This is a genomic window from Natronoarchaeum sp. GCM10025703, assembly GCF_042661985.1.
Classification (GTDB): Archaea; Halobacteriota; Halobacteria; order Halobacteriales; family Natronoarchaeaceae; genus Natranaeroarchaeum.
In genome coordinates this window covers 174643-187489 of record NZ_JBHSZF010000001.1, presented here as the reverse complement: position 1 = coordinate 187489, position 12847 = coordinate 174643, and the positions used below count along the sequence as shown (strand labels likewise).

The following is a 12847-nucleotide window of genomic DNA, read 5'->3' as shown; positions in this document are numbered from 1 at the left end:
CCCTCTCGGCGAGTAGCAGAAGTGCCCCTATCGAAAGGACTAATCAGTTGACACCCTTAAAACGGTTCGATGAGTGAGCAACTGCCGGACGTCCAAGCGACGCGCCCGGACGTTACCGTTGGCCTGAGTCAGGTCGGCGTCACGGATGTGGAGAAACTGGTCAAACTCGCCCGCCCCAACAAGCGCCCTATCGTGCTGATGGCCGAGTTCGAAGTGTTCGTCGATCTGCCCTCCTGGCGCAAAGGCGCCGACATGAGCCGAAACATGGAGGTCATCGACGAGACGCTCGAGGACGCGACCCGGGACGAGGCCTACCGCGTCGAGGACGTCTGTGGCGACGCCGCCGAACGTCTGATCGAGAAACACGAGTACACCAGCGAGGTTACCGTCGCGATGGAGGCCGAACTCGTTCAGCGCGAACAGACGCCGGCCTCCGACAAGGAGACCCAGAGCACCGTCGATATCACTGCGAGTGCAACGGCGACTGAGGACGGGACTCGTGAGATGATCGGTGTCGACGTCACCGGGATGACGGTCTGTCCCTGCTCACAGGGGATGTCCGAATCCCGCGCCCGCGACAAACTCGAAGAACTAGATGTAGATGCCGACGCAGTCGAGGAGTTCCTCGACGATGTCCCCCAGCCGGGACACTCCCAGCGCGGCCACGCCAAGATCACTATCGAGAGCCCCGGCGCACCCGAAGTCGACCTGCGCGACCTGATCGAAGTCGCCAAAGACTCGATGAGCGGTCGGATCTACAACATGGCCAAACGCCCTGACGAGGACCACATGACCTACGAGTCCCACGCCGACGCCAAGTTCGTCGAGGACTGCGTCCGTGCGATGGCCGAGGGCGTCGTCGAAGAGTTCCCCGACCTGGGCGACGACGCGGTGATCTCCATGCGCCAGTCCAACGACGAGTCGATCCACCAGCACAACGCCCACGCCGAACGACATATCGGGATGGGCCAACTCCGCGCGGAAGTCCGGAACTGAGCCCCCGGCGTCTGACGGACGCTATTTTATAACCGGTCGGCTGTACCCGGACAATACCGTTGCCGATGGTGGGTGAGGCCGGACGCGTCGAGCGTAACTGGGAACTCGATCCCGCCCCGAGCGGCTGTGAGGACGGCGAGAACTAGAACGAGAGGGTTCGGGCGTCTTCCCAGCGCGGGACGAACTCGTCGTGGATGTTGGTCGCAAACTCTGGGTCTTTCAGATCGATCATGCCGAACGTATCGTTTGCCGCCAGCGGATGGGGAACCTGGATACAGACCTCGACGTCGTCGATGATGTTGAACGTCCCCGTCACGTCATCGCTGACCCGAACCTCGTAGTCGGGGCTGGGCGAGAGCGTTTCGCGGTGGCGCTCGCCGACGGTCTCGGGCAGGGAATCGACTGCCCGGGCGTCATCAGCACCTTGATGTCGATGCCGCGGTCGATAGCGGCTTCGAGTTGTTTTGCGACGAGCGTTCCGATGTCGCCCTGATCGAACAACGAGGTCTGGTCGGAGGCGACGACGACGATCCGTTCGTCGGCCGCCGAGAGTCGCTCGACGAGCAGGTCGGCGGTCTCTTCTGCGCCGACTGCGGCCGTCCAGAACTGGTCTTCGACCGGCTCTGCGGCGTGGAGTTCGGTCGCCAGATCGTCGACGATCTCCTCGTACTGGTCGGCCTTCTCTTCGAGTTCGCGTTTCTTGTCGTCGAGCAGTCGATCGAGCGCAGTCGAGGGCTCGACGGCGACGTACTTTTTCGGCCTGCTCGCGGTCTGGGTCCGGACCAGGTTGTACTGTTCGATACTGTTGAGCACGTCGTAGATCCGGCCCATTGGCACGTCACTCACCCGTGACAACTCTTTCGCAGTTGTGGGTCCGGTGTTGAGAAGCGACCGGTATGCACGTGCCTCGTACTCGGATAGCCCGAGATCCCTGAGACTGGCCATACCCCAAAAAACGCTCGAACAGTATAAACGCACCGACCGTTTGTAATCTATGTTACTCGGTCGAGAGCTCCCGGACGCGACTCTCCAGTTCGGCCGGATCCGCCGCTGGCTCTGCCGAGCGGTCGCCGCGCTGTACGAGTGCAGTGCCGTCCTCGATTCCCGTCGTCTCTGGGACAACGACCTTCTCGTGGTCGCCGACGCGCAGTGCGGCGCGGTGCAGTTCCGAGCCCGCGGAATCCGCGACGTGAATCGTCAGCGTGTCGTGTAGCAGCCGAGCGGTGACCGACCCGAAGCCAGCCACCTGCGGCCCGAAGCGGTCGTACGCGCCGGCGAAGGCTTCGACGGTCTCGCAAGCGACTTCGCGGTACCGATCTTCGCCCGTGATGAGGGCCAGATCGAGCAACGCGTCGGCCATCTCGACGTTGTCGTCGAGCGGCCGGAGCGGCCTGTCGAGCAGGCCCAGCCCCGCTGCGGGGCCGTCGCGGAACGAGCCCTCGGTAAACAGTTCGTCGATGGTCGCGTCGGCGACTGTCCGCGCGAGTTCGACCGTCTCGGCACCGAGGACCTCTCTGGCAGTGAGCAGCGCCGCGAGGGTGTGCGCCTGATCCGACAGGAGGAGGCGTTCGACCGTCTCGTCGCCCTCGTAATGGAGTATCTCCCCCGTCGATCAGTTCGGCACGGAGGTGCTCGAGTGCTCGCTCGGCGTACTGGCGGGCCCGGTCCTCGTCGGTGTAGGCGTAGTAGGTCAGCAGGCTATCGATAGCCAGCGCGTTCCGGTCGGCGAAGACCGTTTCGTCTACGGGGGTGCGTCCTCGCCCTCGCGCTCGGTTGGCTCCAGCGTGTAGTAGCTTGCTCCGCTCCCTGCGGACTGACTGCCGGCGAACGCCGAGCCAGTCCACAGCGTCGTCGTCAGATAGTCGAGGGTGCGCTCTGCCGGCTCTCGGTACTCATCCCGACCGGTGTAGAGATACGCGTTGGAGAGCGCCCGGACCAGCGCGGCGTTCGTGTCCAGTAGCTTCTCGTAGTGTGGGTCCGCCCAGTTCTCCTCGACGGCGTATCTGAAGAAGCCCCCGGCGTACTCGTCGAGCAGGTTCGTGGTGATCGCACTCAGCGTGCGTAGCGCCTGCTCGCGCTCGCGCTTGAGCGCGAACTCGACAGTCCGGGGCATCGGGAACTTCGCTTCGGTCCCCCACCCCCGGCGCGTTCGTCGTAGGTCTCGTGTAGCGAGCCGAGGAAATGTCGCTCGATGTCCTCGCTTAGCGCGCCCGACGGTGGCCCCTCGCCGTTGACACTGCGCGGGATTCGCCCCGCGGCGGAGCCTTTCGAGTCCCACATCTTCCGGACGCTCGTGATCACCTGGCGCATCCCGTCGGGGCCGAGATAGCCCGATCCGGTCAGTAGCTCGCCGTCCGGCGTGAGAAACACCGTCGAAGGAAAGCCGCCCATGTTGTACCGTTCGCGGACGCGAGGCTGACGGTCGACGTCGACGCGAACCGGCACGAAGCCATCGTTGATGTTCGCGGCAATACGGGGCTCGCTGTACGTCTCCCTGTCCATCTCGTGGCACCACGAACACCACGTCGCCGAGAGCGACAGCAGGATCGGTTTGCCCGCCCGGTCGGCGATTTCTGAACGGCTCCGGCCCCCACTCGTGCCACTCGACGTTGGTCCGGGCTGCGTGTTCGTCCATGTCACCGGCTACGCCGCCGCGGGGGTAAGGGCTTCGGGACGGCCTCGGGCCATCTCGGACGGCGCTCCGCGTTTCGGCCGACGAGTATCGAGTGTTAAGCGTTTTCACCGCGGAGCCGCTACCCTGTCGTATGTTCAAGCGGATTCTGGCCCTGCTGATGCTCATCCCGCTGCTTGACTCGGCGCTCCTGGTCGCGCTCGGGTTCTACTGGATCGGTGGGCTCGAGATCGTGCTCCTTGTCGTCTTGACGGCGCTGATCGGGACGCTTGCCGTCCAGGCCGAGGGTAAACGGACGATCCGAAAGCTCCAACGCACCCTCCGGACCGGCAGCGTCCCGACGAACGAACTGATCGACGGCGGCTTCCTGATCGCTGCTGGTGCCTTCCTGCTCACGCCGGGGCTCGTGACGGACCTCATCGGCTTCCTGCTCGTCATCCCGCCGACCCGGATCGCGATCAGAGCCGTCGCCAAGAAGTTCGTCATCGTGCCCTACCTCGACAAGCAGACCGACGGCTTCGCTACTGGCAAGGTCTACACCTTCGGCTTCCCCGAGGACACGTCCGGCGGGGGATGGGAACCGGATCGGGCCAGACCGAGAGTCCCTTCGATGTCGGTGGGAGCTCCGAGGGGAGCGACGACGACGTCTACGACCTCGGCGACGACTCCTACGACGTCGAGTTCGACGATTCGGACGACTCACCCGACCGCTGACCCCCCGCAGACCACGGGAGGGCGTCACCTGATGACAGTGATCGGTGGACGCGAAGAAGGAAACGCTTAAACACAAGAGCACACTACCCGATAATGCGTTCGAGGGCCAATAGCTCAATTAGGTTGAGCGCTCGGCTGATAACCGGGAGGTTCGCGGTTCAAATCCGCGTTGGCCCACTCCCTTTCTTTGTGATTCCAAACCCACACACGGGACGGTGTTACTTATAAATACCGCCTTCTCAAATCCATCCATCTCAACAGACGATCTGTTGAAGAGAGATTCAATCTGCCGCTGTCTTGCGATTGACTTCAGCCGAAATTTCAATTACCATACCTTTTAGTGCCTGTAAATCAATTATCTAACATGGAGCTATCACCTCGCCTGCTTGCTTTTCTCGAACACGAAATGGAGCAGATTAAGGATGATCGAGATCGAGACTCGGAAGATCGTCATAATGCTTCCTCAGTGCTTGGACGCATTGAGGGGGAGTTAGAGCTTAAACAAAGTCAGAACATGACCGACGACGTTGACGCGAAAGAACTACTCTCATAAATAAAAAAATCCCACCGAGCGTTAACCCGATGGGATAGCGAACAATCTTCTCCGACTCAATGCGTTCTAATTCGGAAGCAAGAATTGAATTCAAATATATCGCTATCTGAAGTTCGCTTATCCTGTAGCTCCATCCATGGACCCGCTTGTTCACCTTCGCTGCAATACTAATACGGACACTTAGGAACCCAGATTTTCTGATCTCAGAGGAGAAATTTGAGAGAGGGGGTCACATATGTATCCATTCAGTAACCCGGATCAATGTTCCAACCCAATACTAATAATTCTGTTAGTTATCTACTTATTCAGTATATATTATAATTAACCAGAGTAACCGCAGATCTTCCGTGTGCTGGTCCCTGATACATTTATTCAAGAAAAACGCCCCATCCCACTCATAATCTCAAAGAACTTGCTCACGCCCCTCTTATATCCATTAGAATAGATACGAATCCCCATCAAGATCCCCAAAGTACACCAAGCAACAGACCGAGATCCTCATTCTTCCGTCTTGATACTACATCTCTATACTTTAGTTGATACTGAGAGTTTCAATCACGAGTTCTAATTCATTGAGGGCGGGAATATCGTACTCTATTGTAGTCTATTATATTACTACTACTAACTACAGTACTACTATATTATACTGTTATACTATACTACTACTATATTGTACTGTACTATATTATCCGTATTATGGTAATATATATCTACAATATTTTTTACTGAGTAGAGCGGGAGGTAGGTATGAGAACAACACTTAATTTGATTAATATATAAATTCCATCTATTATTTATTTTTGATATATGGGCCGACTCAATGCAAAAGAACACCAGAGACAGATTACAAAGATTTACTCACCAGATTCCTGTGATCAAGAAGGAGATGAGGTCAGCTCAATCTCCGACACTCTCCATATCATAGATCTTCCTTCGAGAAAATCAACCGAGTACTGTTCTCTGCCAACCATTCGGCGTGTGATTCATACTCCGGATCGTATTCAGCAACGAGCGACCAGAAGGATTCGTTATGATTCGACTCTCGAAGATGTGCGAGTTCGTGAACGACAATGTAATCCACCACCTTGGGAGGTGCCATCATCAAGCGCCAGTTCAGGCCAAGTGTTCCCGTAGTCGAACAACTCCCCCACTTTGTACGCTGGTTCCGTATCTCGATCTGCTTGTATTCGACTCCCATCTGCTCTGAATAGTAGTCCGCTTGCTCAACGAGATATTCTCGCGCTTTCTTCCGATACAAGTTTTTGAGTGTCTGCTTGATCGAGGACTGCTCAACCGCACTCTTCCGAAGGCGAATCACATCATCAGTTACAGCATGACTCGTCGCGGATTCGATGATCAACTCTCGTTCTTCTCCGAGATACGGGAACGACTCACCAGCCTCAAAAGAGCGATCTGGAATGTCTTCACGGTAACTGTCGTAGGTACGCTGCTTTTCCATCACCCACGCTGCATTGTCTCGAAGTAGCTCCGACGGCTGGATTTCCTCCGAATCTGGAACGACAACCGTCACGCCGTGTATGTCCACATCAATCCGGGGTTCTGTAGCGTCGTCACTATGACGAACCTCGTATTCAACAGTGTTGCCGAACAGTTCGATCTCATGGAACTGTGACTCAGCCATTGTTCTGAATCAGGTAATCCCGAATGGAGTCCACAAACTCGTCATCGTTCTGAATCAGGTGCCCAAGGTCGTATTCGACGACCAGAACATCCAGCAGGATGCGTTCGATTTCAGCGATGGTCTGTTGGTTCGTTTTCCAGCCGGAGTAAGCACGATCAATACGTTCCTGAAACTGCGAGACGATCTCCTCCGCAACGGCTTCTGCTTGCTCGTCAGAGTCAATCGCTTCTGGAGTCTCCTCTGTCAGATGGGTATAGATAGCGAACTCAGCATTGTCCATCCCTTGCTCATCAGCTTCCTCCTCGACAGTCAGTATCTCCTCCTCAACTGATCTCAGGGCATCAACTGCCTGAGGATCGCTAATATCGTCGCCTTGCCAACGTTCGACTATATCGGTGACGCGCTCACTCAGGCGTTTATACCGCGGGTTCTGGTTCTCTCGTGGATGGAGATGGTCCCGTGTGGCGTGGGCAATCTGTGATGCTTTCACTCCTGGGTTCTCCAAGCCCTCGACGTCTTCGAGATATTCCTCTCCGAGCTTGTAGGTAGGGAAATCGCGCTTGATCTGCGTGATCTCCACGTTATCGCTGATGATCTCACGGGTTTTCTCACGCATATCGTCCTCGGGGTCATCATCTCCGGAGGTAGTTCGCTTGAATGCGACGTGTATCCGACTGAGCCATTTGTACTCCCGGTCAATCCCTTCGTTAACAAGGCGTCCATCGGGAGCGATGGCTTCGTAGAGGTTCTGAAGCCGACGGAAGCCCTGCTTGAAATCACGCCGTTCTGGATGGGTGCTAACACGCTCGACGGCCTCGTAGGTTGCTTCCTGTGTATCGTCTTTGGGTATCCCATCAAAGATCTCCATAACGGACTCCAACTGGTCCACGAGATCGTCATAGAGTTCGTCCTTGTCCTGTGCGGCGTAGGCTTTCGTCTCGGCGTCGTAGTCCAACGCCTCATCTATGTTCTCGAAGACGCCCTGGAAGTCCACGATCTCCCCGTTCTCTTTCCCAGCAGCAGGACGATTCGTCCGGGCAATCGCCTGCATGAGATTGTGGTTCTTCAGGTTCCGATCGAGGTACATCGTCTTCAGTACAGGCGCGTCGAAGCCTGTCAAGAGCATATTGTGAACGACGAGGAGTTTCGGGTTCTCGTCATCCTTGAACGCCTTCACGATACTGTCGCGCTCCTCAGAATCCGTGTGGAACTGTTGAATGAGGTCCGGGTCGTCGTTGGTCGCCGTGTAGAGGACTTCCACTTCATCTTCTCCACGCCGCTCAATGAGGTGTTCTCCGTACATCGCTGCCGACCGTCGGCTTGGAGTGACCACCATTCCCTTCCAGCTGTTTGGGGCAACGTGTTCGTCGTAGTGTTGGTCGATCTCCTCAACAGCTCGATCAACTCGCGGTTCGATTTCTGCGAGTGTAGTGGCGTTAACGTTCTCGCGGATAGCGTCACGCTTCTCCTCGGTCGTGAGGCCTCGGAACTTCTGTTCAAACTCCTCATCTAACCCCGCTTCGTCGATTTCCCACTCCATCTCGTGGCGGAGTGTGAAGTAGACGGGAAGAATCAGGCCGTCGTCGATTCCCTGCTTTACTGAGTAACGGTGCAGGTAGTCTTCCCCTCGGGAGAGAACTCACGGAACGTGTTCCGATCTTCGTGGCGTTCTCCCTCTCGAACAGGTGTCCCGGTAAAGCCAAAGTGATAGCACTCAGGTAACGCTGCATTGAGGCGGCTACCAAGGTCGGCTTCCATGAAGCGGTGAGCCTCATCAGACATGACTATGACCTCATCATTGCCCTGTTCCTCCGGCTCAACATCCTGGAACTTCTGAATAGTCGTGAGGACAAGCTCGCTTTGCCCCCGCTCAATGAGTTCTTGCAGATGGTCGATACTCTCGGCTTCCGTCCACTGCTCCAGCGAGAGATTCGCCAGCTGGTCGCGCATCTGGCTGTTGAGCTTGTCCGTATCGACGATGATGAACACCTGCGGGCTACGTGCTACATCACGCTTCAGGAGATTCTCAGCAGCGTACAGCATCGTGAAAGACTTCCCGGACCCCTGGGTGTGCCAGATGAGCCCCCGATCGTGTTCACCCTCATCGACGCGATCGAGGATAGCGTTCACGGCGTAGTACTGCATATACCGCGGGACAATTTTCGCATCGCCGCCAGCTCGTCGCTCGTAAAAGACGAACCGCTTGAGTAGATCAAGGAGGTTCTTGGGGTTGCACAATGCCCGTACCGCCTGATGCATCTCGTTGTCAGCCTCGTACTCTGGAGGAGCATCGTTCCACGGCTCGTAGAACTCCTTTGGAGCGCCGATCGCACCGTATCGCAGTTCCATCGTGTCGGCGGCGACGTTGAATAGACCGGGGACGAACAGCCGGGGTACGTCGTCCTCGTAGTCTTTGAGATCGCGGACGGCGTCGTGCCAGTCGTTATCCTGCGCGAGGCTCTTGAGTTCCATCGTCACGAGTGGAATCCCGTTGACGAACAGATTCACGTCCGGGCGGATGGTCGTCTCGCGGGAGACAGAGAACTGATTCACCGCGTGGAAGCGATTGTTCTCAGGGTTCTCGTAGTCGATGAGGTCAACGTAGATCGTGTCGGTCGCCCCGCCATCGCGCTGGACATTAAACTTCTTGCCCTTGGTGAGTAACTGGTAGAACGCGCGGTTGCCTTGCATCAGGTTATCGACGTCGAGGTCGCGGCGGAGGGAGGAAACGAACTTATCGACGTTGTCCTCGGTCACTTCTTCATTCAACGCGATGACCTGCTCGGCAAAGAGATTCCAGTAGATTACCTCATGGCTGTCGCGCTCGTAGGCATCGTCAAGGACGTTCGCACCACGGTCGCCGTCCTGTCCGTGTGTCTCCCATCCGACGCCGTCGAGCCACGAGAGAAGCGAGCGTTCGACGCCACCCTCGGATGGGATGCTAACCATACTGTACGATTTCCTCAGGCACCTCTATGTTAGTGTCGGTTGTGCGGACTGTTCCCGAAAGGAGGTCTTGCATTAGACCGCGTTTGAGACGTTCCTGCTGAGTCTTGACTCTTTTCTCCGTCTCAATCTGTTTGTCAATACTCTCCAGAATAGCAACTATTTTTGATTGTATCTCTACAGGCGGTACGGGAACACGAACCTTTGAGAGGAGGGATTTTGTGAGAGATTTGACTGCTCCCTCCTGAACAAAGCGGCCCATATCCACGTCTGAGAGATAGTAATACAGAAAGAGAGGTTTCACTTCTTCTCCGACAATACCGATTTGGTTGTTGTCTATCGCAGAATCTTGGGCCAATATTCTCCTCTTATTTGTCATTATGGCCGCCCCCGTTTCGGGAGAATAACTGTCCCCTCAGGTTGGATATTACATCCGACTTCTTCAGCAATCTCTTGCGAGATATAATTTTGCGCCCCTGAAACGTATCTTCGATAGTCATTAGTGTCGCTTACTTTAATAAATGGATAGTCCCCTTCTGAACTCCCCTGATATTCTTTAGGGAACGCATCTCCATTAATCAGAGTGCCTACACTTTCCATAGTTTTCAATTCCCAATCTTTCGGGAACTGTCCCATAGGGGTAGTCTTAGTTTCAGACTGCTCTCCAACACCGTTTCTGAATAGGTTCCTGAGTGTACCCTTCTGTACCCGTCTAAGGCGATTAATAACGTCTTCAGTCTTCTCAATCGCTTGGTCAACGTTGTGGAGTACGGTGGCGATTTTGCGCTGTTCAGAGATTGGAGGGAGCGAGACTCTGAACTTCTCCAAAATAGACTTACTGATATTTTGCTGTCCAGAGCCAGCACTGAGGCTCTCCAACTGTTTTTTATCATGTACCAGTTGGTAATACAGATAGTGCGGAAGTAGACGGTCGTCTGGGATAATACCACAGCAAGCCTGGTTCGTCGTCGCCTCAGTGTCTAACATCGACACCTCGCCCGTGGTAGCCCCATACATCGCAATCAGGACGGTTTTCTGAAGGAAAAAGCCGAGCGGTTGATTCTTCCAGACCTTGTTCTGTTATTGACTGTTCAGTAGAGCCGATTTTCAGTTGTCCCAGTTCACCAGTTTTGACCCACGGAATATCACCACCGTAGTATTCGTCTTTGTCAGTGTCCGGGGTCCCTCCGGCTTGTAGTTGTTCGACTAATTTCCTCAGTTGATGTTCTTCCCAAGTTGTCTCTTGAGTATCGTCGTTAGAAGACTCAACAAATTCGTCCAACGTCGCGTCTTCACTCATAGTTCAGTGCCTCCATGTGCTGGTCCATCGTCGCCTCAATCTCGTCGCGTTCGGCTTGGAGTTCCCGGAGTTTGGAAAGTTCTTCCTCAACGTCAATATCTTCCTCCGGCTCCGTGGTATCGACGTATAGCGCGATGTTGAGATTGTAGTCGTTCTCTCGAATTTCGTCCAGCGATACCGTGCGGCTCACGCGCTCCTCGCTCGCCCACTCGCGGAAGTTCTCAACGGCGTGGTCGAGTCCACCCTCAGTGAGAATATTCTGATTCGATTCCTCTCGATAGAACGCGTCGTCTGCGGCGTGTATAAACTGTACTTCACCCTCGCGCTCGGCGGGCTTGTTCGTGTTCAACACGAGAACGGCGGATGGGATCGAGTTGTTCTGGAACAGGTTCTCAGGCAGTCCAACGATGGCCTCCACCATATCGTTCTCCAGCATATGCGTCCGATAGCGTCCCTCGTGCTTGCGGAACAGCACGCCGTGGGGAATGACGATAGCGGCTTTGCCCCCGCCGCATCGCGCTCGGGACGCTTGAGTTGTTCAGCTATATGCATAATGAAGGCGTAGTCTCCCCGATCTGCTCGCGGAAGTTTCTCGTGCCAATGTTTGAAGCGGCCATACGAATCGTCTTGAAGTTCGTCTTTCGCCCAATCAGCCGAGAACGGGAAGTTTGCCAGCACCCGGTCGAAGCGCGTGAGTTCGCTGTTCTCCTCGTCGGCGAATGCGGGACTCGAAAGGGAGTCCTCGCGCTCTATCTGCCCATCCAGCCCGTGAATGGAGAGGTTCATCTTGGCGATGGCCGCAATGTCTGGGTTGATTTCCTGCCCGCTGAATTTGAGTTTCTTCTCGTCACCGCCCTGGTTCTCGCGATAATACCGTGCGGCCTCGATGAGCATCCCGCCTGAGCCGACAGTCGGGTCGTGGAAGGTCATCCCGTCATCGAAGTCATCGACAAGTCGAACGCAGAGATTGACGATTTGCGGGGGCGTGAAGAACTGCCCACCGGACTTCCCTTCCTCCTCCGCGAAGTGGCGAACCAGATCCATATACGCCTCTCCAAGCATATCTGGGGGAACGCTATTTCGGTCGAGATCGTACGTCGTGAGATGTTCGACGAGTTTCCCGAGCCGGTCGTCATCGAGCGCGTCGGCGTTGATGTAGTCCGCGCGGAAAACGCCCGTCAGTTCGGGGTTCTCCTCGGTGAGCGCCTCGAAGGCTTCGTCCAAGGCTTGGTCAACGTTGTCCGAGACAGAGCGAATGTCCTCCCACAGATGGCCTTCGGGAACAACGGGAATGTCGTAGAGATTCTTCCGATGTGCGAAGTCCTCGCCGTACTCCTCGACAGTCTCAGCGTATTGTTTCTCGAACTCATCGGAGATCGACTTGTAGTAAACGAGCGGTAGGATGTACTCCTTATAGTCGGTTGGATCGACTGCATCGCGGATTATATCGGCACATTTGAACAGATGGGATTCCAGCTCATCCAACGAAATAGTCATGGGCATAGTGTTCCGTTCAATCGTAATATGTCCTGTGATGGGATTCGATAGGTGCTCACAGTAATTCTACAACTCTACTGCTGGTAGCATACGTGCAGATGCCATGATTAAGTTCTATACTCCACTGCATTGAGGGGGAGAGAATACTGAGAGTACCCGCGACTCTGCTCACGGAAGACCGCCTCGATGTGAGTTTGTCTTGTCGCCCTCAACAAGGACTGCATCACATAGCCGACGACGCTTGAGTTCTATATCATCCGAAGAAGATACTCTTTGCCAGTGAGATTCATTTCACCATCAATCCGCTTGTAGAACTCGGGGTGTCCTTCTACCTTTGTATATCCCCAATTCGCACTCGTAATAGTTGATAATATACTTTTAATGGATTTATTAGACTGTTTTGTAGGTCTAATAATTACCCATGTTTTATTCCAGAATTACATCGCATTGAGTGGGGGAGAATTGTTTTACTGAGTTACAATAGGACTTTTTAAATTGTTGGACTTAGTGTCTCGTCTGATTAAGAAGCTAAGAAGAGATCTAATCCCACTCAATGCGTTAGTGTAT

5 protein-coding genes, 1 tRNA gene and 5 pseudogenes are annotated in these 12847 nt (G+C 55.2%); 3 read left to right on the top strand and 8 right to left on the bottom strand.

Features of this window, described 5'->3' with window-relative positions:
- Positions 1-69 precede the first annotated feature (69 nt).
- On the top strand, positions 70-996 hold the full coding sequence (gene mptA, locus ACFQH2_RS01005; protein ID WP_377055969.1) for a GTP cyclohydrolase MptA: 927 nt from the start codon (positions 70-72) through the stop codon (positions 994-996).
- Between the two features lie 142 nt (positions 997-1138).
- Here mptA and ACFQH2_RS01000 read toward each other — a convergent pair.
- Together ACFQH2_RS01000 and ACFQH2_RS00995 are read right to left on the bottom strand one after the other, a co-directional pair.
- A pseudogene (locus ACFQH2_RS01000) lies at positions 1139-1941 on the bottom strand (TrmB family transcriptional regulator).
- A 52-nt stretch (positions 1942-1993) separates the two neighbouring features.
- Positions 1994-3631 (bottom strand): annotated as a pseudogene (locus ACFQH2_RS00995) (DUF255 domain-containing protein).
- 130 nt (positions 3632-3761) lie between these two features.
- Between ACFQH2_RS00995 and ACFQH2_RS00990 the strand changes: the two are divergent.
- Together ACFQH2_RS00990 and ACFQH2_RS00985 are read left to right on the top strand one after the other, a co-directional pair.
- Positions 3762-4342 (top strand): annotated as a pseudogene (locus ACFQH2_RS00990) (FxsA family protein).
- A 103-nt stretch (positions 4343-4445) separates the two neighbouring features.
- Positions 4446-4519, top strand: a tRNA-Ile gene (locus tag ACFQH2_RS00985).
- Between the two features lie 1295 nt (positions 4520-5814).
- Here ACFQH2_RS00985 and ACFQH2_RS00980 read toward each other — a convergent pair.
- The 6 genes and pseudogenes from ACFQH2_RS00980 to ACFQH2_RS00955 form a co-directional block, all read right to left on the bottom strand.
- Positions 5815-6537, bottom strand: coding sequence for a M48 family metallopeptidase (locus tag ACFQH2_RS00980; RefSeq protein WP_377055962.1), 723 nt, complete (start codon positions 6535-6537; stop codon positions 5815-5817).
- A pseudogene (locus ACFQH2_RS00975) lies at positions 6530-9486 on the bottom strand (type I restriction endonuclease subunit R). The gene ACFQH2_RS00980 and the pseudogene ACFQH2_RS00975 overlap by 8 nt, the downstream one beginning before the upstream one ends.
- Complete coding sequence (locus tag ACFQH2_RS00970; protein ID WP_377076353.1) at positions 9479-9862, bottom strand: restriction endonuclease subunit S; 384 nt, start codon at positions 9860-9862, stop codon at positions 9479-9481. The pseudogene ACFQH2_RS00975 and the gene ACFQH2_RS00970 overlap by 8 nt, the downstream one beginning before the upstream one ends.
- Positions 9862-10470 (bottom strand): restriction endonuclease subunit S, encoded by a 609-nt coding sequence (locus ACFQH2_RS00965; protein ID WP_377076352.1) that lies wholly within the window; start codon positions 10468-10470, stop codon positions 9862-9864. Before ACFQH2_RS00965 ends, ACFQH2_RS00970 begins: the two co-directional genes overlap by 1 nt.
- A complete protein-coding gene (locus ACFQH2_RS00960) occupies positions 10457-10783 on the bottom strand; it encodes a hypothetical protein (protein WP_377076351.1) in 327 nt (108 codons plus the stop codon). Before ACFQH2_RS00960 ends, ACFQH2_RS00965 begins: the two co-directional genes overlap by 14 nt.
- Positions 10776-12280: pseudogene (locus tag ACFQH2_RS00955) on the bottom strand (type I restriction-modification system subunit M). The gene ACFQH2_RS00960 and the pseudogene ACFQH2_RS00955 overlap by 8 nt, the downstream one beginning before the upstream one ends.
- Positions 12281-12847 lie beyond the last annotated feature (567 nt).

Excerpts from the sequence above, each read along its gene's own strand:
- mptA (WP_377055969.1), top strand. The coding sequence starts at position 70 with ATGAGTGAGCAACTGCCGGACGTCCAAGCGACGCGCCCGGACGTTACC.
- ACFQH2_RS00960 (WP_377076351.1), bottom strand. The coding sequence starts at position 10,783 with ATGAGTGAAGACGCGACGTTGGACGAATTTGTTGAGTCTTCTAACGAC.
- ACFQH2_RS00970 (WP_377076353.1), bottom strand. The coding sequence starts at position 9,862 with ATGACAAATAAGAGGAGAATATTGGCCCAAGATTCTGCGATAGACAAC.
- ACFQH2_RS00965 (WP_377076352.1), bottom strand. The coding sequence starts at position 10,470 with ATGTTAGACACTGAGGCGACGACGAACCAGGCTTGCTGTGGTATTATC.
- ACFQH2_RS00980 (WP_377055962.1), bottom strand. The coding sequence starts at position 6,537 with ATGGCTGAGTCACAGTTCCATGAGATCGAACTGTTCGGCAACACTGTT.